Origin of the sequence: Phreatobacter stygius (assembly GCF_005144885.1) — a bacterium.
GTDB classification, from domain to species: domain Bacteria; phylum Pseudomonadota; class Alphaproteobacteria; order Rhizobiales; family Phreatobacteraceae; genus Phreatobacter; species Phreatobacter stygius.
The window spans coordinates 3996328-4020251 of record NZ_CP039690.1; the positions used below are offsets into that span (position 1 = coordinate 3996328).

24 protein-coding genes are annotated in these 23924 nt (G+C 66.4%); 15 read left to right on the forward strand and 9 right to left on the reverse strand.

The features are described 5' to 3' along the window. The first annotated feature begins 69 nt into the window (after positions 1–69). From E8M01_RS18760 to E8M01_RS18800, 9 genes are all read left to right on the forward strand, one after another. Entirely contained in the window at positions 70–348 is a 279-nt protein-coding gene (locus E8M01_RS18760; protein ID WP_136961515.1) for a DUF2218 domain-containing protein, read from the forward strand. A 94-nt stretch (positions 349–442) separates the two neighbouring features. Beyond that, positions 443–943: a GNAT family N-acetyltransferase gene (locus tag E8M01_RS18765; protein ID WP_136961516.1), complete on the forward strand. Its 501-nt coding sequence runs from the start codon at positions 443–445 to the stop codon at positions 941–943. Positions 944–1469: 526 nt separating this feature from the next. Further along, positions 1470–3107 carry an amidohydrolase gene (locus tag E8M01_RS18770; RefSeq protein ID WP_136961517.1) on the forward strand — a complete coding sequence of 546 codons (1638 nt, stop codon included), beginning with the start codon at positions 1470–1472 and terminating at the stop codon, positions 3105–3107. 5 nt (positions 3108–3112) lie between these two features. Continuing rightward, positions 3113–4054, forward strand: coding sequence for an ABC transporter permease (locus E8M01_RS18775; protein ID WP_136961518.1), 942 nt, complete (start codon positions 3113–3115; stop codon positions 4052–4054). Then, positions 4051–4941 carry an ABC transporter permease gene (locus tag E8M01_RS18780; protein ID WP_136961519.1) on the forward strand — a complete coding sequence of 297 codons (891 nt, stop codon included), beginning with the start codon at positions 4051–4053 and terminating at the stop codon, positions 4939–4941. Before E8M01_RS18775 ends, E8M01_RS18780 begins: the two co-directional genes overlap by 4 nt. Positions 4942–4981: 40 nt before the next feature. Continuing rightward, entirely contained in the window at positions 4982–6577 is a 1596-nt protein-coding gene (locus E8M01_RS18785; protein WP_136961520.1) for an ABC transporter substrate-binding protein, read from the forward strand. Between the two features lie 114 nt (positions 6578–6691). Next, complete coding sequence (locus E8M01_RS18790) at positions 6692–8146, forward strand: amidohydrolase family protein (RefSeq protein WP_136961521.1); 1455 nt, start codon at positions 6692–6694, stop codon at positions 8144–8146. A gap of 4 nt (positions 8147–8150) precedes the next feature. Beyond that, on the forward strand, positions 8151–9194 hold the full coding sequence (locus E8M01_RS18795) for an ABC transporter ATP-binding protein (protein WP_246088357.1): 1044 nt from the start codon (positions 8151–8153) through the stop codon (positions 9192–9194). Further along, positions 9191–10264: an ABC transporter ATP-binding protein gene (locus tag E8M01_RS18800; protein ID WP_136961522.1), complete on the forward strand. Its 1074-nt coding sequence runs from the start codon at positions 9191–9193 to the stop codon at positions 10262–10264. Before E8M01_RS18795 ends, E8M01_RS18800 begins: the two co-directional genes overlap by 4 nt. A 60-nt stretch (positions 10265–10324) precedes the next feature. Here E8M01_RS18800 and E8M01_RS18805 read toward each other — a convergent pair whose 3' ends face one another. The 6 genes from E8M01_RS18805 to E8M01_RS18830 form a co-directional block, all read right to left on the reverse strand. Continuing rightward, on the reverse strand, positions 10325–11443 hold the full coding sequence (locus E8M01_RS18805) for a 5-methyltetrahydropteroyltriglutamate--homocysteine S-methyltransferase (protein ID WP_136961523.1): 1119 nt from the start codon (positions 11441–11443) through the stop codon (positions 10325–10327). Beyond that, positions 11440–12195, reverse strand: a complete 756-nt coding sequence (locus tag E8M01_RS18810) for an ABC transporter ATP-binding protein (protein WP_136961524.1) — start codon at positions 12193–12195, stop codon at positions 11440–11442. Before E8M01_RS18810 ends, E8M01_RS18805 begins: the two co-directional genes overlap by 4 nt. Further along, positions 12192–12941 (reverse strand): ABC transporter ATP-binding protein, encoded by a 750-nt coding sequence (locus E8M01_RS18815; protein WP_136961525.1) that lies wholly within the window; start codon positions 12939–12941, stop codon positions 12192–12194. Before E8M01_RS18815 ends, E8M01_RS18810 begins: the two co-directional genes overlap by 4 nt. After that, complete coding sequence (locus tag E8M01_RS18820; protein WP_136961526.1) at positions 12938–13939, reverse strand: branched-chain amino acid ABC transporter permease; 1002 nt, start codon at positions 13937–13939, stop codon at positions 12938–12940. The genes E8M01_RS18815 and E8M01_RS18820 overlap by 4 nt, the downstream gene beginning before the upstream one ends. A gap of 7 nt (positions 13940–13946) precedes the next feature. Further along, on the reverse strand, positions 13947–14807 hold the full coding sequence (locus tag E8M01_RS18825; protein ID WP_136961527.1) for a branched-chain amino acid ABC transporter permease: 861 nt from the start codon (positions 14805–14807) through the stop codon (positions 13947–13949). A gap of 74 nt (positions 14808–14881) precedes the next feature. After that, positions 14882–16054 (reverse strand): ABC transporter substrate-binding protein, encoded by a 1173-nt coding sequence (locus tag E8M01_RS18830; protein ID WP_136961528.1) that lies wholly within the window; start codon positions 16052–16054, stop codon positions 14882–14884. A 389-nt stretch (positions 16055–16443) separates the two neighbouring features. Between E8M01_RS18830 and E8M01_RS18835 the strand changes: the two genes are divergently transcribed. The 4 genes from E8M01_RS18835 to E8M01_RS18850 all read left to right on the forward strand — a co-directional run bounded on the left by E8M01_RS18835 (position 16444) and on the right by E8M01_RS18850 (position 19920). Further along, positions 16444–17415, forward strand: a complete 972-nt coding sequence (locus E8M01_RS18835; protein WP_136961529.1) for a catechol 2,3-dioxygenase — start codon at positions 16444–16446, stop codon at positions 17413–17415. A gap of 198 nt (positions 17416–17613) precedes the next feature. Then, on the forward strand, positions 17614–18558 hold the full coding sequence (locus E8M01_RS18840) for a ring-cleaving dioxygenase (RefSeq protein ID WP_136961530.1): 945 nt from the start codon (positions 17614–17616) through the stop codon (positions 18556–18558). Positions 18559–18638: 80 nt separating this feature from the next. Further along, positions 18639–18974, forward strand: coding sequence for a hypothetical protein (locus E8M01_RS18845; RefSeq protein ID WP_136961531.1), 336 nt, complete (start codon positions 18639–18641; stop codon positions 18972–18974). 205 nt (positions 18975–19179) lie between these two features. After that, positions 19180–19920, forward strand: coding sequence for a metallophosphoesterase family protein (locus E8M01_RS18850; RefSeq protein WP_136961532.1), 741 nt, complete (start codon positions 19180–19182; stop codon positions 19918–19920). A gap of 7 nt (positions 19921–19927) precedes the next feature. Here E8M01_RS18850 and E8M01_RS18855 read toward each other — a convergent pair whose 3' ends face one another. Further along, positions 19928–20650, reverse strand: coding sequence for an NUDIX hydrolase (locus E8M01_RS18855; RefSeq protein ID WP_136961533.1), 723 nt, complete (start codon positions 20648–20650; stop codon positions 19928–19930). A 180-nt stretch (positions 20651–20830) separates the two neighbouring features. On the opposite strand from E8M01_RS18855, the gene E8M01_RS18860 reads away from it, so the two are divergent. Then, positions 20831–21097, forward strand: coding sequence for a glycine zipper domain-containing protein (locus E8M01_RS18860; RefSeq protein WP_170181966.1), 267 nt, complete (start codon positions 20831–20833; stop codon positions 21095–21097). Between the two features lie 65 nt (positions 21098–21162). On the opposite strand, the gene E8M01_RS18865 is transcribed toward E8M01_RS18860, so the two are convergent. Both E8M01_RS18865 and pdxY read right to left on the reverse strand, forming a co-directional pair. Then, a complete protein-coding gene (locus E8M01_RS18865; RefSeq protein ID WP_136961534.1) occupies positions 21163–22074 on the reverse strand; it encodes a PhzF family phenazine biosynthesis protein in 912 nt (303 codons plus the stop codon). A gap of 7 nt (positions 22075–22081) precedes the next feature. Continuing rightward, positions 22082–22933 (reverse strand): pyridoxal kinase PdxY, encoded by an 852-nt coding sequence (gene pdxY, locus E8M01_RS18870; RefSeq protein WP_136961535.1) that lies wholly within the window; start codon positions 22931–22933, stop codon positions 22082–22084. Between the two features lie 309 nt (positions 22934–23242). Here pdxY and E8M01_RS18875 point away from each other — a divergent pair, with 309 nt between their 5' ends. After that, the gene (locus E8M01_RS18875; RefSeq protein WP_136961536.1) at positions 23243–23827 is read left to right on the forward strand and encodes a ComEA family DNA-binding protein; all 585 of its coding nucleotides are present in this window, start codon (positions 23243–23245) and stop codon (positions 23825–23827) included. Positions 23828–23924 lie beyond the last annotated feature (97 nt).

Consider the following 23924-nt stretch of genomic DNA (forward strand, 5'->3'; position numbering starts at 1 on the left):
TGTCGGGGCCCGCGGACGCGGACTGCCGTTCATGTCGGGAATCGTCTCACGATAACTGAGGAAGCTTTCATGCTCCAAAGCCGCGCTGTGATCAGCACCCCCAATGCCAGCCGCATCCTTCAACAGCTATGCAAGCACTGGGCACATAAATTCGAGACCGGATTCACGACAACGGCCGGCCGGATCATGCTGCCCCTCGGCGAAACGCGGCTCGCCGCCGACGCCGAGGCCTTGACGATCGACCTGGCGGCCGAGGACGCCGACAAGCTTTCCGGTCTGCGCGATGTCGTCACGCGCCATGTCGAGCGCTTCGCGTTTCGCGAAACGCTCGATTTCGTGTGGTCCTAGGCAGAATTCCGCCTGGAGTATGCCGCCGTGCCGAACGGCGAGGCGCGTTGCTCTCGCGAAGCGAAAACGTCTGCAATGAAATCTGGGGAATGAAATGGATCTGAAGATTCGGGCCATGCGCGCCGAGGATGCGCCGGAGCTATTCGAAATCTACAATCAGCCGGCTTTCCGCTCCGGAACGCTCGCGCTGCCTTACGAATCGTTCGAAGCGGTCAAGAAATGGTCGGAGCCCCGGTCTCCGCGTGACCTGCATCTTTCGGCAGAATTGAACAGTCGGGTTGTGGGTGCGGCGGCCCTGCGCCCCTTTTACGGACGGCGTGCGCACGCCGCCGAATTTTGGATCGCCGTGCACGAAGATTTTGCGGGAAATGGCATAGGGTCTCGCCTGCTCGCCGCCATCATCGATACTTCGGACAATTGGTTGAATATACACCGAATTGAGATGACCGTATTTACCGACAACGAAAGAGCCATTGCTCTCTACAAAAAATTCGGGTTTGAAATCGAGGGTACGCACAAGGCCGCGACATTTCGAAATGGCGTTTTTGCCGACGCCTACTGCATGGCGCGCTTGCGGCCGTCGAACCAGCCTTGAGAGATCTGTCGCGTAGCGACATGGCTTCCCCGGACAGGGACCGGCGACCTCACGCCGCCAGTGCCAGGCGGGCGGGCTTCAGGACTGAAAACGACATCGAGCAAAAACTCCGCGCCTCACGTTCCCAGTGCTGACGGAACACGGTGACAGCCAAGGCGGGCAGGGTGAGTTTCGACCGGATTTGGCTACGCCCGTTGGCGTTGGCTGCGCTGACGGCGAGGCGAAATCCGGCAGAAACCTCAAAGGCCGTCCTGAAGGCCGGCTGAGGCGAGCAATCGTCTCGCGCCGGCTGGTCGCAGCGACGCACGCCACACTGGGGATGGTCCGTGGCGCCACCTTGACGCGTCAGGGAAGAACTGTTTTGTATCGAGCTTCAATACGATCGTTTTATTTCTTGAGGGGTGGAAATTGGAGTACCGGATTTCGGTCCCGCCTCGTGCAATACGAGGGGGAGACCGGCGCCAGCCCCCCTTGCTGCCGAAAATCTGCACATGACACTGTGCGCGCCCTATCCGTGGAGTTGCTGATGCCGATTCTTCCCAAGGCCGACGTGGTGCTGCGTGGCGGCCGGGTTTTCGTGGCCTATGGCGCGCCGGTGGCCGAGGCCGTGGCGCTGTGGTCCGGCAAGGTCCTGGCCGTCGGCTCGTCGTCCGACATGGAGCCGCTGATCGGCCCGAAGACCCGCGTCGTCGAGCTCCGCGGCCGTCTCGCCACCCCTGGCCTGTTCGAAGCTCACGCCCATCTCTTGCCGCTCGGGCTCGGCATGGCCGAAATCGACGCGCGGCCGCACAATGCCCGCACGCTCGACGATCTGCTTGGCCTGATCAGGGCTGAGGCGGCGCGCAAGAAGCCCGGCGAATGGATCATGGCGCGCGGCTACGACCAGTTCGAGCTGGATGTGAAGCGCCATCCGCACCGGACCGAGCTCGATGCCGCGGCACCCGACAATCCGGTCTATCTGGTCCGCGCCTGCGGCCATCTCGCGGTGGTCAACTCGCTGGCGCTGAAGCTCGCCGGCGTCACCAGGTCGACGCCGGTGCCGGCCGGCGGCGCGATCGAGCAGGTCAATGGCGAACTGACCGGCCTGATGGCCGAGAACGGCCGGGCGCCGGTCAAGGCCGTGCTGCCGGATCCGAGCGACGAGGACCTGGTGGCCGCGATCGAGCGTGGCGCGCGCTATATGAACTCGTTCGGCATCACCAGCACGATGGATGCCGCCGTTGGCATCCGCTCGAAATACCGCGAGATTCCGGCCTATCGCAATGCCGTGCGCACCGGCCGCCAGCCGATCCGGGTCACCCAGTGCCTGCTGGCGAGCCCCGACGGCATTCTCGACCAATGTTACGCCGAAGGCCTTATCACCGGCGCCGGCGACGACATGCTGCGGGTCGGGCCGGTGAAGATCTTCACCGACGGTTCGGCCGGCGGCAAGACCGCGGCCATGTCCGAGGTCTATGCCGGCGAGGAGGAAACCCACGGCATCTTCTGCCTCACCGACAAGGAGATGGAAGAGGCGACCATAGAGGTCCACGCCAAGGGCTACCAGCTCGCCGTCCATGCCATTGGCGACGCGGCCATCGAACAGACGCTGGTCTCGATGGAGAAGGCGCTGGCCAAATATCCCGACGCCGACCGGCGTCACCGCATCGAGCATTGCGGCTTCAACACGCCGGAACAGATGCGCCGCATGCGCCGCGCCGGCATCGAGCCGGTGCCGCAGCCGGTCTTTCTGTATGATTTCGGCGATCTCTACCGGTCGGTCATGCCCGACCAGCGGCCGGAAACCAGCTACCCCATGAAGACCTGGATCGACATGGGCTTCAAGCCGGCGGCTTCGACCGACGCGCCGGTATGCGATGCCAATATCTATCCGAACATCTATCAGATGCTGACCCGCAAGACGTCGCGCGGGACCGTCGTCGGGGCAACGGAAAAGATCTCGATCGAGCGGGTCATTCAGGCCTATACCGAGTTCGGCGCCTATGTGAACAAGTGCGAGGACCATCGCGGCACCTTGCGTCCCGGCCAGGCCGCGGACATCGCCGTGTTTTCCCGTGACCTGCTCGCGGCGACGCCCGAACAGATCCTGGGCGAGACACGCTGCGACCTGACCCTTCTCGGCGGCGCCTGCGTGCATGACGCAACCGGCGAGTGGAGAGCTTGACGTCCATGGGTGCCCACATCCTCCAGCGGGTCATTCTGTCGGTCCCGGTCCTGTTCGGCGTGCTTTTGCTCGGTTTCATGCTGCTGCAACTGGTGCCCGGCGATGTCGCCATGGTCATCGGCGGACCGCAGGCGACCCCCGAAGTGCTCGAACAGATCCGCCAGGAAATGGGCCTCAACCGGCCGCTCGTGGTGCAGTTCGGGCTCTATATCGGGCGCGTGCTGCAAGGCGATCTCGGCTATTCCATGATCAACAACACGCCGGTCATCTCCGAGCTCGCCGATGCCATCGGCCCGACCGCCGAACTGGTCGTCGCCTGCCTCATCTGGTCGGTGCCGATCGGCATCGCGCTCGGCACCGTGGCCGCGGTCTATCGCGGCAAGCTCCTCGATCGGCTGATCATCGCTATTTCGGTCACCGGCGTCTCGACGCCGGTCTTCTTCATTGGCCTGATGCTGATCATGTGGCTCGGCTATCACTGGGAACTGTTCCCGTTCCTCGGCCGCGAAGGACCGCTGTGGACGCTCCAGGGCCTGTCGCATATCGCGCTGCCGGCGCTCACCCTCGGCCTGACCTTCATCGGTCCGGTGGCGCGCATGACGCGCACCGCCGCATTGGAGGTGTTGAACGCCGATTATGTGCGCACGGCCCGCGCCAAGGGCCTGACGGAACGGGTGGTCATCATTCACCACGTGCTGCGCAACGCATTGATCCCGGTGGTCACCCTGATCGGCCTGCAGGCGGGCTTCCTGCTCGGCGGTGCCGTCGTCACCGAAACGATCTTCTCCTGGCCCGGCGTCGGGCGGCTGGCGGTCGGCGCGATCCTGTCGCGTGACCTGCCGATGGCCCAGGGCTCGATCCTGGTCCTCGCGGTCTCCTTCATCGTGATCAACCTGATCGTCGATCTGCTCTATGGCGTGCTCGATCCGAGGGTTGGTAAGCGATGACCGCAGTGGCTCCCGTCGTTTCCACCACTGCGCCGCGCCGCAATTCGGCTTTGCGCCGGCTGTTTCGTGACCGGCTTGCGCTGGCCGCGGCCATCATCCTGGCGCTGATCGTGGCCGCCGCGCTGCTGGCGCCCTGGCTTGCCCCCAACGACCCCTACCTGACCAATACGCGCCTGCGCATGCTGCCGCCGGTCTGGGAAGCGCGTGGCCAATGGAAGTTCCTGCTCGGCACCGACGGCCTCGGCCGCTGCCTCTTGTCGCGCATCCTCTTCGGCACTCAGGCGACGCTGTTCATGGGGCTCACCTCCACCATCATCGGCGGTTCCATCGGCTTGCTCGTCGGCCTGTTCGCGGCCTTCTACAAGCGCCTGGACGGCTGGCTGATGCAATTGTCCGACATCCTCCTGTCCTTCCCGGCGATCCTGCTCGGCCTGGCTTTCGCCGCCGCCGTCGGTCCCGGCATGACCGCGGTGGTCGTCGCGCTGTCGGTCGCCACCATTCCGACGGTTGCCCGCGTCACGCGCGGCTCGGCGCTGGTGGTCATGGGGCAGGATTTCATCGAAGCCGGTCGTTCCATCGGATTGTCCGACGCGACGCTGCTGACGCGCTATCTGGCGCTCAACTGCATCTCCTCGGTGTTCGTCTATCTCACGTTGCGCTTCGGCCAGGTGATCCTGCTCGGTTCGGCGCTGTCCTTCCTCGGTCTTGGTGCTCAACCGCCGATGGCGGAGCTTGGCACCATGGCCTCGGCCGGCCGCAACGAGCTGTTCCTGGCGCCGCATATCGCCGTGATCCCGAGCCTGGTGATCGTCGTCCTGGTGCTCTGCGCCAATGTGCTGGGCGATGCGCTGCGCGACCTGCTCGATCCCAGGCTCAGGAACGGCTGACCCCAAGCAGAGAAAATTCCGGTTTCAGAGGAGAGACACGATGACCACCCGACGATTGACTCTCTGGGCAACGGCCGTCGCCGGCGCCCTGACGATCGCCGCGCCTGCCGTTGCGCAGCAGCAGAACAGCCTGACCATCGTGCGCGAGGTCGACAGCGACCGTTACGACCCGCATCGCTCGACCGCCCGTTCAGCCTCCGAAGTGCTGTTCATGCTGGCCGACACGCTGGTGTCGCTCGACCATGACATGGTCTCGATCAAGCCGGGCCTCGCCGAAAGCTGGAGCGTTTCGGCCGACGGCAAGGTCTATACCTTCAAGCTGCGCAGCGACGTGCAGTTCTGCGACGGCAAGAAGTTGACGGCCGCCGACGTCGTCTATTCGATCAAGCGCTGGATCGATCCGGCCACCCGCTCGCCGGTCAGCTGGCGCGCCGGCCCGGTCGACGACATCGTCGCCATCGACGCGACGACGGTCGAGTACCGCCTGAAGGCGCCGTTCTCCGAACTGCTCTACCAGCTGACCCAGAGCTTCGCCGTCGTCATCGACAAGGCCAATGTCGAGGCGCTCGGCGCCGACTATGGCGTGCGCGGCTTCAACGGCACCGGTCCCTATTGCTGGGTTGACTGGCGTCCGCGCAACGATATGCGCATGCGTCGCCACGACGCCTATCGCTGGGGCCCGCCGATCTACGAGAACCGGGGCCCGGCGCATATCCAGGAAATCGTCTGGCGCATCGTGCCCGAGGAAAACACCCGGCTTGCCGCGGTGCTGACCGGCCAGAGCCAGGCAACCCAATATGTGCCCTATTCCGGCCTTGCCCAGATCCGCGCCAACCGGAACCTGCGCGTGGTCGAGAACCCGGCCGCCTTCTGGACCTATTTCATCGGCTTCAAGGTCGACAAGGCCGGCGTCGACGATCCGGCCGTGCGGCGTGCCATCGTCATGGCCGTCGACCAGGAAGCGATCTCGCGCGACCTGAACTTCGGCGAGACCGAGCCGGCCTATTCCTACATCCACCAGGCCGCGACCGACTGGGACAAGCGCAATGATCCCATCCTGATCCGCACCAATGTCGCCGAGGCCAATCGCATCCTCGACGCTGCCGGCTGGGTGCGCGGCGCCGACGGCTTCCGCTCGAAGAACGGCCAGCGCCTGTCGCCGCTGGTTTACGGCTTCACCGGCTCGACCTGGCAGAAGCTGATGGAGACGGTGCAGGGCGACCTGCGCAAGATCGGCGTCGACCTGCGCATTCAGCTGTTCGATGCGACCGTTGCCTGGGGCAAGATGGGCACGCAGGAATTCGACCTGTTCGGCATGTCCTATCCCTACATCACCGCCGGCGACGCGCTGAACCTCTATTTTCGCTCGACCAATATCCCGACGCCGAACCGGATGAACTGGCGCAACGCCGATACCGACCGGCTGCTGCAGACCGGGTCGGCGGCTATCGCCGATGCCGATCGCGCGGCGGCCTATGGCCAGGTGCTGCGCCAGGTTCACGAGGCGGCGGTGTGGATCCCGCTCTATCACGAGCCGATGAAGATCGCGGCGACCAACCGGCTGGCGCCGTTCAAGGCCCACAACATCTACGGCTCGGGTTTCTACAAGGGTCTCGATCTGCGCTTCGTGCGCTGATCCCAGGCAACTTCGGCCGCCGGGCGTCACCACGCCCGGCGGCCTCTCGACCGTTGCAAGACCGTGCATCTCGAAGGGCTGCAAAGCCAAAGCCTGCCAACAGAAGAGACCGTCATGTCCGTCACGCTCGTGAAGTCTGCCGCCTGGGTCGTCGCTTATGACGGCCGCAAGCACACCTACCTGCGCGACGCCGACGTCGCCTTTGAGGGCGACAAGATCATTCATGTCGGTCCGGGTTTTGCCGGCAAGGCGACCACCACGATCGACGGTTCGGGCCTGCTGGTCATGCCGGGCCTGGTCAACGTCCATTCCCATCCCGGCTCCGAGCCGATGACCAAGGGCTGGAACGACGAGCTCGGCTCGACCAAGCTCTACCAGTCGTCGCTCTACGAGTTCATGCCGCTGTTCCGGGCCGATGCCGGCGGCGCGCCCGATCCGAGCGCCATCCCCGCTTCGGCCACCGTCGCCTATTCCGAACTGCTGCTCTCGGGCGTCACCACCCTGGTCGACATGTCGGTTGCCTGGGATGGCTGGCTCGACCACTTCGCCGCTTCCGGTTTGCGCGGCGTCTTGTCGCCGATGTACCGCTCTGGCCGCTGGTTCACCAAGAACGGCTATGTCGTCGAATACGAGTGGGACAAGGACGAGGGCGCCAAGCCGATGGCCGCCGCCATGGCCGTGCTCGACGCCGCGGCCAAGCACCCCTCGGGGCGCATGTCCGGCATGGTCTCGCCGAGCCAGATCGATACCTGCACGCCCGGCCTGATCAAGGAAAGCTTCCAGGAGGCCAAGCGCCGCAAGCTGCCCTTCCAGATCCACGCCGCCCAGTCGGTGGTCGAATTCCACGAGATCACCCGCCGCCACGGCATGACGCCGATCGAATGGCTCGGCTCGCTCGGCGTGCTGTCCGACCGCTCGCTGATCGGCCACGGCATCTTCCTCGACCACCACACCTCGACCCACTGGCCGCGCCGCGACGACCTGCAGGATCTGGTCGACACCAACACGACGGTCGCCCATTGCCCGACCGTGTTCCAGCGCCGCGGCATCACGCTGCAGACCTTCGGCGAATATGTCCGCCGCGGCATCAACATGGCGATCGGCACGGACACCTATCCGCACAACATGATCGAGGAGATGCGCCACGTCGCGATCATGTCGCGTGTCGTCGGCGAGGATTGTTATGACCTGCGCTCATCCGATGTGTTCAACGCCGCGACGCTTGGCGGCGCCAAGGCGCTCGGCCGCAAGGACATCGGCCGCATTGCGGTCGGCGCCAAGGCCGATATCGTGCTGGTCGACGTTACCCATCCGGCGATGCGTCCGGTGCGCGACCCGGTCCGCTCGATGATCTATGCCGCGGCCGAACGGGCGATCCGCACGGTCTTCGTCGACGGCGTGAAGGTGGTCGATGGCGGCAAGGTGTTGACCATGGATCACGAAGGCGCAGCGGCAAAACTCGAGGAAGCCCAGCGCAACGCCGAACGTGGCGTCAAGGCGCTCGACTGGGCCAAGCGTGATCATCTGAAGATCTCGCCGCTGATGTTCCCGCCGGGCAAGGGGGCCTGATTTCGTGGCGACGGCCCAGACCATCGTGACAGGCGGCAGCACAGCTGGCGCCGTCAATCCGGCCACGGACGTCGTGCTCGACGTCCGTGATCTCGCGACGCATTTCCGCACCGAGCGCGGCTTCTTCCGCGCGGTCGACGGCGTCAGCTTTTCGGTCGAGCGCGGCCGGACGCTGGCGGTCGTCGGCGAGAGCGGCTGCGGCAAGAGCGTCACCTCGCTGTCGATCATGGGCCTCGTGCCGGAACCGCCGGGCATTCGCGCCGGCGGCCAGATCCTGTTCGAGGGCGAGGACCTGCTGACCAAGACCCGCGCCGAGATGGAGGAGATCCGCGGCGCCAAGATCGCCATGATCTTCCAGGAGCCGATGACCTCGCTCAATCCGGTCTACCGGGTTGGCGACCAGATCGTCGAAGGCCTGATCAAGCATCGCGGCCTGTCGGCGAAAGCGGCGCGGGCCCATGCGATCGAAATGCTCCGCCTGGTCCGCATCCCCAGCCCGGAAACCCGGGTCGACGCCTTCCCGCACGAAATGTCGGGTGGCATGCGCCAGCGCGTGATGATCGCCATTGCGCTCGCCTGCGAGCCGCAGGTGCTGATCGCCGACGAGCCGACCACCGCACTCGACGTGACCATCCAGGCGCAGATCCTCGATCTGATGCGCGACCTGAAGGGGCGTCTCGGCACGGCGATCATCCTGATCACCCACGATCTCGGCGTGGTCGCCGAAATGGCCGATGACGTCGTCGTCATGTATGCCGGCAAGGTGGTCGAGCGGGCGCCGGTGGCGGCGCTGTTCGACGATGCCCAGCATCCCTATACGCTCGGCCTGCTCGGTTCGGTGCCGAGGCTCGATGCCGACCAGGACCGCCTGCAGACCATCGAGGGCATGGTGCCGACGCCGGAGACCATGCCGGTCGGCTGCCGCTTCGCGCCGCGCTGCACGCTGGCGACCGATCGCTGCCTGAACGAAATGCCACCGCTGCGCGATCTGGGAGCCGGCCATCAGGTCGCCTGCTGGAAAGCCCCCATTGATGAGGTCGCGGCATGACGGCGCCCCTGCTGATCGTCGAAAATCTCACCAAGCATTTTCCGCTCGGCGGCGGCTTCTTCTCGCGCAAGACCGGCGCGGTGAAAGCGGTCGACGGCGTGTCGTTCACGCTCAACCGGGGCGAAACGCTGGCGCTGGTCGGCGAAAGCGGCTGCGGCAAGTCGACCACCGGCCGGCTGGTGCTGCGCCTGCTCGATCCGACCGGCGGGCGGGTGACCATTGACGGGGTGGAGATCTCCAGCCTGTCGAAGCGCGAGCTCAGGACGCTGCGCCGGCGCATGCAGATCGTCTTCCAGGACCCGTTCGCCTCGCTCAATCCGCGCATGACCATTGGCGACATCCTGGCCGAACCGCTGCTGCTGCACGGCATGGCCGACAAGCAGACCGTTGACGCCAAGGTCAAGGAACTGCTGGCGATTGTCGGCCTGGCGGCGGCCTATGCCGAGCGCTTCCCGCACGAGTTTTCCGGCGGCCAGCGCCAGCGCATCGGGGTTGCCCGGGCACTCGCCACCCAGCCCGACCTGATCGTCTGCGACGAGCCGGTCTCGGCGCTCGACGTGTCGATTCAGGCTCAGGTGGTCAATCTGCTGCAGGACCTGCAGGCCCGCTTCGGCATGAGCTACCTGTTTATCGCCCACGACCTGGCGGTGGTGCGCCACATCGCCGATCGGGTGGCCGTCATGTATCTCGGCCGCATCGTCGAGATCGCCGACAAGGCGGTGCTCTATTCGGCACCGAAACATCCCTATACCCGCGCGCTGCTGGCGGCGGCGCCGGTGCCGCGTCCAGGCGCGCGCGACCAGCGCTCGCTGCTGACCGGCGACGTGCCGAGCCCGGTGAAGCCGCCGCCTGGCTGCACCTTCCACACCCGCTGCCCCTATGCGACCGATCTCTGCAAGACCGAGTCGCCCGCGGCGCGCACCTTCCCCGATGGCGCGACGGTGGCCTGCCACCACGTCGAGACGCTGCCGCCGTCCGAAGCGCTGGCGCTGTCGACCGATCCGCCTTCGGTGGCCGCCCGCATGGCGGTGCTGGCCGCGGCCAAAAAGCGCGAGCCGATCCCGGCATGAACCAACGGGCGCAGAACGGCGCCCGTTTTCATATGGCGGCGCGCGATATTCCAGAGGCGTTCAGCCCCAGGTTTCGCGCGCCACGTCGACGATCATTTCCAGCTTCTTCCACTGCTCGTCCTCGGCCAGCACATTGCCTTCCTCCGTCGAGGCGAAGCCGCACTGGGCCGACAGGCAGAGCTGTTCGATCGGGGCATAACGCGAGGCTTCCTCGATCCGCCGCCGGATATCGTCCTTCTTTTCCAGGACGCCGCTCTTCGAGGTGACCAGACCGAGCACGACGGCCTTGCCCTTGGGCAGGAAGCGCAACGGCTCGAAGCCACCGGCGCGCTCCGTGTCCCATTCCATGAAATAGGCGTCGACCGGCATGGCGTTGAACAGGAGTTCGGCGATCGGCTCGTAGCCGCCGGAGGCGACGAAGGTCGAGCGGAAATTGCCACGGCACAGATGCATGGTAATCGTCATGTCCCGCGGCCGGTCCTTGATCGCTTCCTCGACCATGCCGGCATAGATGACGCCTTGATGATCGGGGTCGTCGCCGCGATCGGCCAGCATCTTCTTCTGCTCGGGATCGCAGAGATAGGCGAAGCTGACGTCGTCGAGCTGCAGGTAGCGGCAGCCGGCATCGTAGAAGGCATGGACCGCGCCCTTATAAGCCTGGCCGAGATCCCGGTAATAGTCGTCCATATTGGGGTAGAGACCCATGTTGATGAGCTTCCGGCCGCCGCGATAATGCAGCATGGACGGCGACGGAATGGTCATCTTCGGCGTCTCTTTCGTGTTCGCCTTCAGAAACTTGAAGTGCTCGACGAAAGGATGGGTGGTGAAGCCGATCTTGCCGACGACCCGCGGCGCTTCCGCCTTGGTCTCGACGCCGGCGAACTGGATGCCGTGGTCGAGCTCGATGCGTTCGACGCCATCGAGCTGCCAGAGGAAGTCGTAATGCCACCAGGAGCGGCGATATTCACCGTCGGTGATGCCGCTGAGGCCGACCGCTTCCTGTTTGGCGATCAGCTTTTTGATCTCGCTGTCTTCGACAGCCTTCAGGCCGGCGGCGTCGATCTTGCCGGCGGCTTTTGCCGCGCGGGCCTCCTTCAAGGGTTGCGAGCGCAGCAGCGAACCGACCTGGTCGGCGCGGAACGGCCCGGTCTTGCCCGGGATGGCGACGGTGCTGGTCATGACGGATCTCCCTCGAATTGCGCTTTGTCCAGCGGTTTGCCTGCGCCACGATCGGCAACGCCGAGATGGCGGTCAAGCGCTGCGGCATCGGCCAGCAGCGCCTCGCTGTCGCCGTCCCACACGACCGCGCCGCGGTCGAGAATGGCGGCCTTGTCGGTCAGCGGCAGGATCTTACGCGCTTTCTGCTCCACCACGATGGCCGCCATGCCTTCCTCGCGGACGATACGCCTGATGGCGCCAAGCAGCTCGTCGACAATGATCGGAGCGAGGCCTTCCAGGGGCTCGTCGAGCAGCAGCAGCTTGGGGTTGAGCACCAGCGAACGGGCGACCGCCAGCATCTGCTGTTCGCCGCCGGACAATTGATTGCCGAGATTGCCGCGGCGCTCCTTCAGCCGTGGAAACATGGCGAAGGCCCGGTCGGGCGTCCAGGCGCCTGCGATCGCGACCGCGGTGAGGTTTTCTTCCACCGTCAGGGATTTGAAGATGCCGCGCTCCTGCGGCACCCAGCCGAGCCCGAGCGCGGCGCGTCGTTCCGGCCGCACTGCCGCGATATCACGGCCGGCAAGCCGGATCGTGCCGCTCCTGAAGGTGGTCAAGCCCGCGATGGTTTCGATCAGCGTGGTCTTGCCGGTGCCGTTGCGGCCAAGCAGGGCGAGCGACTGGCCCTGGTCGAGGCGCAGCGACAAGCGGTTCAGGACGATCGCCTCGCCATAACCGGACACGACATTGTCGAGGACGAGCAATTCGGTCATTCCGAAGCCTCGCCGAGATAGACCTCGCGCACCCGCGGGTCGGCCTGGATCTCTTCGACCGTGCCCTCGGTGAACACCGCGCCCTGGACCAGCACGGTAATGCGTTCGGCGAAGCGGAAGACCAGGTCCATGTCGTGTTCGATCAAGACCACGGTGACCTCGCGCGGCAGGCTGGCCACGATATCGATGATCTCGTGGCGTTCGCCCTCCGGCACGCCGGCGGCCGGTTCGTCGAGCAGCAGCACGCGTGGGCGGCAGGCGAGCGCCGTGGCGATTTCCAGGAGCCGCCGCTTGCCGTAAGGCAGCGTCATGGTGCGCGCATACATGACGTCGGCGAGCTTGAAGGTCTCGAGCAGGTCGGCGGCCTCGTCGAGCACCGCCTGCTTGGAGCCGGTGAGCCGCCACCATTCGCCACCGGTGCCTTGATATTCGGAGATCGCCAGCCCGATCGTCTCGAGCGGCGTCAGGTCGTTGAACAGCTGGTTGATCTGGAAGGTGCGGGCCAGCCCGCGCGCCACCCGCTTGTGCTGGGCCAGCCTGGTGATATCGGTGCCCTCCAGCCGGATCGAGCCCGAGCTCGGCACCAGCACGCCGGTGACCAGGTTGATCAACGTGGTCTTGCCGGCGCCGTTCGGCCCGATCAGCGCATGGCGGGTACCCGGGGCAATCGACAGCGACACGTCGTTGGTGGCGACCAGACCGCCGAACCGGCGCACCAGGTTGCGGGTCTCCAGCGCCGGCGTCATGGCTTCACCCGCTGGGCCAGCAGCTTCAACCGATGGCTGATCCGGTCGCGGCCGATCAGCACCAGGATGACCAGGAAGAGGCCCATCCAGAACAGCCAATAGGCCGGCGTGATGCCGGACAGGAAGTCCTTCATCAGCTTGAAGGCGACGGCGCCGATCAGCCCGCCATAGAGATAGCCGGAACCGCCGATGACCAGCACCAGGAGACCGTCGGCCGATTTGCCGAAGTCGAGAACCTCCAGGGAGACGAAGGCGGTGGTCTGTGCCAGCAGCGCGCCGGCAGCGCCGGCATAGGCAGCCGACAGCGTATAGACCATCACCAGTCGCCGGGCCGGTGAAATGCCGATCGAAGCGGCGCGCAGCCGGTTGTCCTTGACCGCCCTGAGCGACAGGCCGAACGGCGAATGCACGATCCGGCGCGCCAGCAGGAACAGGACGAACAGCACGGTCAGGCTGTAGAGGTAGGCGGTCCGCCCGAGGAAGTCGAAGGCGAACAGGCCGAGGATCGGCCCCATCACGATGCCGAGCAGGCCGTCGGTTCCGCCGGTGACCCATTCCAGCTTGTTGGCCACTTCATAGAGCAGCAGGGCGACGCCGAGCGTCACCATCAGGCGGGTCAGGTCGGTGCCGCGGATGATCAGGAAACTGGTGGCGAAGCCAAGCAGGCCGGCGGCCAGCATGGCGACGACGAGCCCGGTGACCGGCTCGGCAACCACCGTCTTGGCCAACAGGCCGGCGACATAGGCGCCGAAGCCGAAAAAGGCGGCCTGGCCGAGCGAAACGATGCCGGCATAGCCGAGGATCAGGTCGATCGACAGGGCGAACAGGCCAAGGATCGCGATTTCGTTGAGCAGGGCCGCGCGATTGGGCGCGATCGCCAGCATGGCGAGCGCCAGCAGCCAGAACAGGATTTCCGGCGCCGTCCAGGCCGCCTGGCTGTTCAGGAAGCCGGCCGGAGTAACCGGCGTGTCGGAGCGGCGGCCGAAGAGTTTCAGCATGGCCGGCTCATCGGGTCACGCCGCGGGCGAACAGCCCGTTCGGCCTGAGCATCAGCACGGCGATCATCACGGCATAGATGATGAAGGCCCCGGCCTGCGGGATGTAATATTTGCCGGCGACGTCGGCGAAGCCGAGCAAGAGGGCGGCGACGAACGGCCCGGTCATCGACGACGTGCCGCCAACCGTCACCACGATCAGGAAATAGAGCATGAATTTCAGCGGGAAGGTCGGATCGAGGCCGAGGATCTCCGCGCCGAGCGCGCCGCCGAGACCGGCCAATCCCGATCCGAAGGCAAAGGTCACGGCGAAGATGGCATTGACGTCGATGCCCATGCCGCGCGCGACCCTGGGATCATCGACGGCGGCGCGCAGCCGCGAGCCGAAACGGGTCCTGGCCAGGATCAGTTGCAAGGCGATGGTCAGCGCGCCGCACACCCCGATCAGGAACAGCCGGTAGACGCCGATGCCGATGCCGAAGACCTCGTAGCGGCCGAGCAGATAGGAGGGCAGCCGGACGTTCTGCGGCGACGAGCCCATGACATAGTCGGCCGCCGCGACCGCCATGAACACCAGTCCGATCGAGAACAGCACCTGGTCGAGGTGGCTACGGCCATACATGTGCCGGTAGAGCAGGCGCTCGGCGACCGCGCCCAGCGCCGCCGCCGCCAGGAAGGCCAGCGGCAGGCAGGCGAGAAACGGCACGCCATAGCGCTGCATCAGCACGACGGTGACATAACCGCCGGCCATGGCGAAGGCGCCGTGCGCCAGGTTGACGAAGTTCATCAGCCCCAATGTCACGGCCAGGCCGCAGGCCAGGACGAACAGGAGCATGCCATAGGCGATGCCGTCGAACAGGATGGTGAGCATGTCGGCGCGTCTCGGTGGCGGAACCCGGGAACGGGCCGGGGCGGCAGGACCGCCCCGGTCGCGGCGATGATGGCTCAGCGACCCTTGATCGGATCCGGCACGGCCTCGAAGGTTGCGAACTCGACATTGTAGAGCTGGCCGTCGACCTTCTCGACGCGCCGGACATAGATGTTCTGGGTGATGTCGCGGGTGCGCGCCTCGATGGTGACCGGTCCGCGCGGACTGACCCAGCTCATGCCCTGCATCGCACCGAGCAAAGCCGTGCCGTCGGCGGCCCCGCCGGCCTTCTTCAAGGCCTCATAGATCAGATGCATGCCGTCATAACCGCCGATCGCCATGAAGTTCGGCCGCATGTTCGGATTGGCGGCACGGAAGGCCTGCACGAAAGCCTTGTTCTCGGGCGAGGGGTGGGCGGCCGAATAGTGGTGGCTGGTGACCACGCCGAGGATCGCGTCGCCCATGTCGTTGAGCAGATCGTCGTCGGTCACGTCGCCGGTGCCGATCAGCCTGACGCCGGCCTTGTCGAGGCCGCGCTCGATGAACTGCTTGACGAACTGGCCGCCAATGCCCGAGGGCACGAAGACGAACAGCGCGTCCGGCTTGGCATCGGCGACGCGCTGCAGGAACGGCGCGAAGTCCGGATTGCGCAGCGGCACGCGCAGCTCGGCGAGCAGCTCGCCGCCGGCCTTGGTGAAGCGTTCCTTGAACGCCCTTTCGGCGTCGATGCCCGGGGCATAATCGGTGACCAGGCTGATCACCTTCTTGATGCCGTTCTGGCTGGCCCAGTCGGCGATCGGCTGGGTCGCCTGGGGCAGCGTGAAGCTGGTGCGCACGATGAACGGCGACTGCTCGGTGATCGCCGAGGTCGCCGCGGCCATGACGACCATGGGCGTCTTCGACTGGGTGGCGAGCGGGGCAGCCGCAAAGGCGAGCGGCGTCAGTCCGAAACCGGCGAGAACCGCCACCTTCTCGTTGACGATCAGCTCCTGGGCGATGCGGCGGGTGATGTCGGCGGCGCCGGTATCGTCGCGCACCAGGAGCTCGATCCGGCGGCCGGCGACGGTCGCGCCCTTCTGCGCGATATAGAGCTTGGCGGCGGCCTCGATCTGCCGGCCGGTCGATGCCGACTGCCCGGTCATCGGCAGGATGAGGCCGATCTTGGTGACCTCCTGCGCCTCGGCCCTGGTGCCGAATCCGGTGACAGCGGCGGCGCTGAGACCGGCAAGCGTCTGGCGTCTGTTCAGCATGATATGTCCTCCCTGGCGCAGTTCTCGGCGTTTTCTTGATGATCGTCGTCGCGCCATGCCTCGGTCAAGTGCGGTATTCAGACGATAGAGCGATTATCGCACAACTGTCTACGACTTTAGGTTTGGTCCGCGAGGCTCGGTTGTGGCCGGTGAACCGGACGAGAGGCGCTGACAGTCATCAGCCGCATTGACGCCTGTCCGCCGGGCCGCAGGCAAATGAGAAGTTTGACGGCATTTCGGATCCTCGCTCATGCATGATTTCGACCAATGCTGCCGAACAACGGATTTGATTTGGCCCGTCGCGCCGGTGACTGATGGCTGTCCGGCGGCCGGATATCGCCGCGTGACCAGGCGTGAACAGACGGGACAGGCGCCAGATGGAGGTCGGGATGGTCGAAGCCGAACCTTGCCGGGATCTCGCCCATCTCGGCCATGTCGAGATGTTCACCCCGAGACCCGACGAGAGCCTCGCTTTCTTCGTCGACGTCATGGGCATGCAGGAGAGCGGGCGCGACGGCGCCAGCGTCTACCTGCGCGGCTGGGACGATTATGAATTCCACACGCTGAAGCTGACGGAAGCCGCGACCTCGGGCGTCGGCCATGTCGCCTTCCGGACCTTCAGCCGGCAGGCGCTCGACCGGCGCGTCGCCGAATTGACCGCCATGGGCGCCGGGCTCGGCTGGACCGAGGGCGATCTCGGCCACGGCGCGGCCTTTCGTGCGCGCGGGCCCGACGGACATGTGTTCGAGCTCTATTACGACACCCGCTGGTATGACGCGCCGGACCATTTGCGCCCGGCGCTGAAGAACCAGGCGCAGCGCTATCCGGCGCGCGGCGTCAATGCCCGGCGCATCGACCACCTCAACCTGCTGGTGCTCGACGTCGCCGCGACCAGGCGTTTTCTCGAACGGGGCCTCGGCATGCGCACGACCGAACAGATCGTGCTCGACGACGGCACCGAGGCCGGCGCCTGGCTGACCGCCACCAACAAGACCTACGACATCGCCTTCACCGCCGACCATGCCGGCGTCGCCGGCCGGTTTCACCATGTGACCTATGCCGTCGACAGCCGCGAGGACGTGCTTCGCGCCGCGGATGTCTTCCTCGAGCATGGCGTGTTCATCGAGACCGGCCCACACAAGCACGCGGTGCAGCAGACCTTCTTCCTTTATGTCTATGAGCCCGGCGGCAACCGCGTCGAGATCGCCAATGCCGGCGCGCGGCTGATGCTGGCGCCTGATTGGAAGCCGATCGTCTGGACCGAGGCCGAGCGCCGCAAGGGCCAGGCCTGGGGCTTGCAGACGGTTGCCTCGTTCCACACCCACGGCACGCCCCCGGTGGAGCGCTCCGGCCACGAATGAGCGGGGACCGGCTCCGGGCGGCAATGCAAACGGCGCTTGCACGGGTCGCCGCGCGCCGGCCGGCTCGAGCCCTTGCAGCGGGGCAAGCCCGCTCCGATCTCTGGTCCAACGAAGCGAGGGCCGATCGACGGCCATCGGGATGACGGCTTGGCTTTGAGCGCCGCTGTCCCGTTCTCCAGCACTTGGAACGGATCCATCATGCAACTCACCGGCATCCATCACCTCACCGCCGTCTCGGCCGATGCTCCGGCCAACCACGCCTTCTATTCGGGCCTGCTCGGCATGCGCCTGGTCAAGCGCACCGTGAACCAGGACGACGTCTCGGCCTATCATCTGTTCTATGGCGACGGTCTCGCCAGCCCCGGCTCGGACGTCACCTTTTTCGAATGGCCGGTCGCGCCCGAGCGCCGCGGCACCAATTCGATCATCCGCACCTCGCTGCGTGTCGCCGGCGCGGACACCATTCGCTGGTGGGCCGGGCATTTCGCCAGGCATGGCGTCAGGCACCAGGAGCCGGTCGTCCGCGACGGCCGCCTGACCCTTGATTTCGAGGATCCGGAAGGTCAGCGCCTGGCGCTGATCGACGATGGCGGCGCCGGCGAGGCCCATGCCTGGGACGCAAGCTCGGTTCCGGCCGAGCGGCAGATCCGTGGCCTTGGCCCGATCATCGCGAGCGTGCCTGATCTCGGGCCGACCGAACTGGTGCTGACCCGTGTGCTCGGCATGGGCCGGGCGCGCAGCTATCGCCTCGGCGAGACCGGACCGGAGGTGCATGTCTTCGAGATGGGCGAGGGCGGCCCGGCGGCGGAATATCACGTGGCTGTCGAGCCCGGCCTGCCGCAGGCGCGCCAGGGTGCCGGCTCGGTCCATCACGTCGCGTTCCGGACGCCCGACGCCACCCAATACCGGGCCTGGGTCGACCGTCTCAAGGACATGCGTGTGCCGAATTCCGGTCCGGTCGACCGCTATTATTTCGAGAGCCTGTATTTCCGCGAACCCAACGGCATCCTGTTCGAGATCGCCACCGACGGTCCGGGTTTCGATGTCGACGAGCCAATGGCCGTGCTCGGCGAAAAGCTGGCGCTGCCGCCCTTCCTGGAGCCGCGCCGGGCCGAGATCGAGCGCGGCCTGAAGCCGCTCTGATCCGACGCGATCACCGCTTCCACCAAGGCGTCATGTCGGCCTAAATAGTCGGTGCCCGATTCCACCGGCAAGAGGCTGTCATGACGCTTTTCCGTTCCGCGCTCGCACTTTGCGGTGCCCTGGTCCTGGCCGGCTGCAACACCGCGGCAGAGGCCCCGGCGGCTCAACCGGCGGCGGCGCCACAATATGTCACGCGCTCCGACTTCCGCCTGCCTGAAGGTGCGGGCTGTTCCGGCGAGATCGCTCGCTTCCGGGCCGTGATGGACAATGACCTGCAGACCGGCCACGTCAACCGCGAGGTCCATGGCCGGGTCATCGCCGATCTGCGCGGGCCGGAGCAGGCCTGCGCCGGTGGCCGCGACGGCGAGGCGCGTTCGGCGCTGCGCACGGTGAAGTCGCGCTACGGCTATCCGTGATCCCGATCGCGGTCTTCCGTGATCCCGATCGCGGTCTTCCGTGATCCCGATCGCGGTCTTCCGCGATCCCGATCATTCTCTTGACTGATCCCGATCTCGGCACGCCGCGAATCGGCTGACTGAAATTCGGGCTTGCCGTGGCACGGAAGGTCCTGTGACATGCAGTCTGGCGGCACCGTCCGATCCTGCCGCCGGAGGACAGCCGGTGCGGATCGCCTTCCTGTCGGACATTCACGGCAACCGGGAAGCGCTCGAAACCTGCCTTGCCCATGCGCGGAGCCAGGCGCCGGACCGTTTCGTGGTACTGGGCGACATTGTCGGATATGGCGCCGATCCGGCCTTCTGCACCGAGACGGTCGCAGCACTGGCGGCGCGCGGCGCGGTGGTGGTCAAGGGCAATCATGACCAGGCGATCGAGCGGCTTGCTCCGACCATGAACCATGACGCCATGGCCGCGGTGGTCTGGACATGCGGGCAGCTCTCCGACGCGCATCGGAGCTTCCTGGCCGGCTTGCCCCTGACCCATCGCGACGGTGAGCGGCTTTATGTCCATGCCGGTGCCGATGAGCCGGGCGATTGGCCCTATATCACCTCGGATCGCGGCGCAGAGCTCAGCCTGGCGGCGACCGATGCAGCCCAGGTCTTTTCAGGTCACACCCATATGCCCGTGGTGTTCCGGCTCGAGGCGGATGGCCGCTGCCAGGGCCTGGTTCCGGCCGCGGGCACCCCGATCCGGCTCGACCCGGGGCCGCGATACCAGGTGGTGATCGGCTCGGTCGGCCAGCCGCGCGATGGCAATCCCGCCGCGGCCTATTCGATCCTCGACCTTGGCGAGCACAGTCTGACGCAGCATCGCCTGGCCTATGATCACGCCGCGGCCGCGGCGAAGATCATGGCCGCCGGGCTGCCGCCGCGGCTGGCGTTGCGCCTGGCGCTCGGCCATTGAGCCGGGATCAGCCGGTCCGTCCGGCGCCGCGCCGGGCCAGCCACCATTCGGCATAGGCCAACTGGAAAGCCGGCATAAGATCGGGACGCAGATCGGCCCGGCTCCGCACCACGTGAATGTCGGCCAGTTCGGGTTTTTCGTCGCGACCTATGCGATCGAGGATCAAGGCCCGCAAGGGTTCGGCGTCGAGGCCCGAGCGCACCACCTTCAGGAAAGCCAGGCGCTTGTCGTCCTCGTAGAGCCAGAAGCCCGCCTCGATGGTCACTTCATCGAGGCCGAGGCCGGTCTCCTCGGTCAATTCGCGCCGGAGGCTGCCCTCGAGATCGACCCGGCCGTCGACCACGTCGCTGAGATCGGGCGTGCCGCCGGGAAAGTAGATCTTGCCGGCATTGGCCGTGTGGGCCGCCATCACGCCCATCAGCAGGCAATCGTCGGCGCTGGTCAGTCCGGCGAGGGCAAAGGCGTTGCGGGTCGACCCGTCGGCTTGGCCCAGGCGCATGAAATGCAGGAATTCGGCGAAATCGACGGCGATGTAACGGCCCCGAAACAGATCACCCTCGGCGGCGCCTTCGACCAGAAGCAGAACCCGCCCATTGAACATGGCCGGCTGGTCGGCAGTCCATCGCCGCCAGGCGGAACGAATCGCCTCGGCATGCGTTTCGGCGTAGGTCCATCGGGCTGGGGAGACCTCGGTCTCCAGGGTGCGGATGAATCGGAATGGTGCGGTCACGGCATGGCCCTCGACGGGGCCTTGTCTAGCGCGCGGGCGGCGGGCTCACAACGAGCCGCACCCGTGCGCAGATGCAACACCCGGTTAGGCTTGCACTACGGTCAGCCGGGGCAAGACTTGGCAAGGCCTCGTCGGATCACCTATGGTCTAGACGGGTAGGGGCACTTAGGAGGGTTAGCAATGTTGAAGAAATTGGTTCTCGTCGGAGCTTTGGCACTGACGCTCGGCGCTTGCACCGAGCGCGAAGAGCGTGCCGCCGGCGGCGCCGCCATTGGCGCGGGCGCGGGTGCTCTGATCGGCGGCCTGGCCACCGGCACGGGTGGTGGCGCGCTTGCGGGTGCAGCTGTCGGTGGTGTTGCCGGTGCCGTGATCGGCGCCGAGACGACGCCGCGGCGCCGTTGCTGGATCGACGATTACGGCTATCGCCGCTGCCGTCGCGTCTACTGATCCGAATTCAGCCAAATCAACAAACCCGCCGGACCTTGTCCGGCGGGTTTTTCTTGATCCGCCGTTCAAAACAGCAGCCGGCCTTCACCCGTGATCACCGCGCCGCCGCCAATGCTGACGCGGGTGACCGCGCCGGCGCGCGTGCTCAGCCCAAGCTCGATCCGGCTCGGCCGGCCCATGGCGAAACCCTGCTCGATCGGAAAGGCATGCCGGCCGTCGGTCAGCCGCTCGAAGCGGGCCAGCACGCCGGCGAAGGCGGCCGCCGCCGAGCCGGTCGCCGGATCTTCGGCGATGCCGAGCCCAGGCGCGAACATGCGGGCATAGAAGGCAGCCCTGGGATCGACCGTGTCGGGCGTATAGGCGAAGATCGCCGGGTGGTCCTCGCGGATGGCGGCAAAGGTTTCGGCGAACCAGCGGGTGTCGACGCGGATGGCGTCGATCGCCGCGCGCGAGCGCACCGGCACATGACAGAACGAGACCGGCGCGCCGAAGCGGCTCGGCACATGGGCGGCAAAGCCGATGTCGCGGGCGTCCAGGCCCAATATGCCGGCGAGCTGTGTGGTATCGGGGGTGCGGTCGAGCGCCACCGGCAGACGCGGCGCGTCGAACGTGGCCTCGAAGCGTCCGTCGTCGTGGTGGCTCACGCGGCAGGCAACCGGCCCGGCCTTTTCGCCGATGAGGAAGGCCGTCTCGGCGCCCGGCGCCAGGCCGTCGAGGCTCGCCAGGATGATCGCCGTGCCGACCGTCGGGTGGCCGGCGAAGGGCAGTTCCCCGCCGGGCGTGAAGATGCGGATATCGGCGCGGTGCCGGGCTGTCGCGACCGGCAGGACGAACACCGTTTCCGACAGGTTGAACTCGCGCGCGATCGCCAGCATGGCCTCGGTGTCGAGGCCTTCGGCATCATGCACGACGGCCAGCGGGTTGCCGGTCAGCGCCTTGTGGGTGAACACGTCGAGCGTGTGGTAGCGACGGGCCATCGGAGCCTCAGCTGAGTTGTTCGGGTGTGAACAGGCGGCTCGGGTTGACGAACTCGTCCTGCGCCGCGACGGTCAGAATCTCGCGCGAGCCGGCTTCGTCGGTCCGCTTCAACAACCCATAAGTCGAGGAAGCGGCGCGCGACAGGGCAAAGGCGATATCATCGGAGGTCGCCGCGTGCACGAAGAACAGGGCGGCGATCGCGTCGCCCGCGCCATTGATCGACAGGCCGAGCTTCGGCGTGCGGACGCGGAACCGTCCGGCCGGTCCGGAAGCGAGCAGGTCGATGGCATCATCAGGGGTATCCTCGGTGACCAGGCTGGTGACCAGGACGATCGCCGGTCCCTTGGCATGGACGACGTCGACGGCGGCAATCGCATCGGCGAGCGTCATGACTGTCCGACCGGCGAGATATTCCAGCTCGAACTGGTTCGGCGTGACGATATCGGCTGCCGGCAAGGCCTGGTCGCGCATGAATTCGGGAATGCCCGGCCGGACGAACACGCCGCGGCCGACATCGCCGATGACCGGGTCGCAGCAATAGAGCGCCTTGGTATTGGCGGCGCGTACCCGGCCGACCGCGCTCAGGATGCCGGTGCCGATATCGGCCGAGCCCATATAGCCCGAGAGCACGCCGTCGCAGCGCGCCAGCACGCCGCGCTCGGCGATGCCGTCGACCAGTTCCTCGATCATCGGCGCGTCGAACACCCGGCCCTTCCAGGCGCCGTAGCCGGTATGGTTGGAGAACTGCACGGTGTGGATGCCCCAGACCTCGTGCCCGAGGCGCTGCATCGGAAACATCGCCGAGGCATTGCCGACATGGCCATAGGCGACCCAGGACTGGATGGAGAGAATGTTCATGAGGCTGGCTCCGCTGCGGCAGCTTAGCCACGGCCCCTGGCCGGTGCCAATTCCGATCGTTGAAGCGAGCCATCAGGTTCCGGCGTCGAACAGCCTCGGAACCGGCTGAAAAAGCCGAAAAAGCGCAAATTCAGCCGGCGTTCATCCCCAGCCGCAAAAAAGATGCAAACCGCTCACGGGCGCGTCATTGTGCAGGGGCTTGATGATCTTGCCGGATCGATCCGATACGGCATTGCTTCATCGCGGCACGCCCGGCCGCCGCGATCGAGCTTAAGGGAGACAAGCGCCGGGCTATCGAATGGGTTCGTCATGATCCTGTCGCGCTTTCTCACCGCTGCCGCGGTCTCCACCCTTCTGGTCGGCCAGGCTCTGGCACAGGCCCAGCCCGCGCCAACGGTCCCTGCAACACCAGGCGCAAGCGCGCCTGACACCACCGCGCCTGGCACGCGCCGGCCGGCGGCCAACCAGAACCAGCAGCCTGCTGCACCGGCCACGGCCCAGCCCGCCCGTCCGGCAGCACCGGCCGCCACCGCGCCTGCCACCACGCAGCCGGCGCGTCCCGCCGCCACCGCGCCCACCGCTCCGACGACCGCTCCGACAACCGCTCAACCGGCCCGGCCCGCCGCGCCTGCGGCGGCTGCGCCGGCGGCCACCGGCGGCGCGGCGACCGCTGCCCGCCCGGCTCAGACCCAGGCTGGCGCGGTCAACCTGAACACGGCGACCCAGGCTGAACTCGATGGCCTGCCGCAGATCGGCGCGGCGCGCGCCCAGGCGATCCTGGCCGAACGCGCCAAGGGCCGCTTCCTCAACTGGGAGGACTTCGAGCGCCGCATGGCCGGAACTTCGCTCAACCAGACGGCCAAGGATGCGATCCGCTCGCGCATTCGCTTCTGAGCCGAACACCCATTGTCCCGGCTTCGATCGAGGGGCGGCGCAAGCCGCCCCTTTTTCATGAGCCGGCCGTCAGCCGGCTCATGAAATAAGGGCTCAC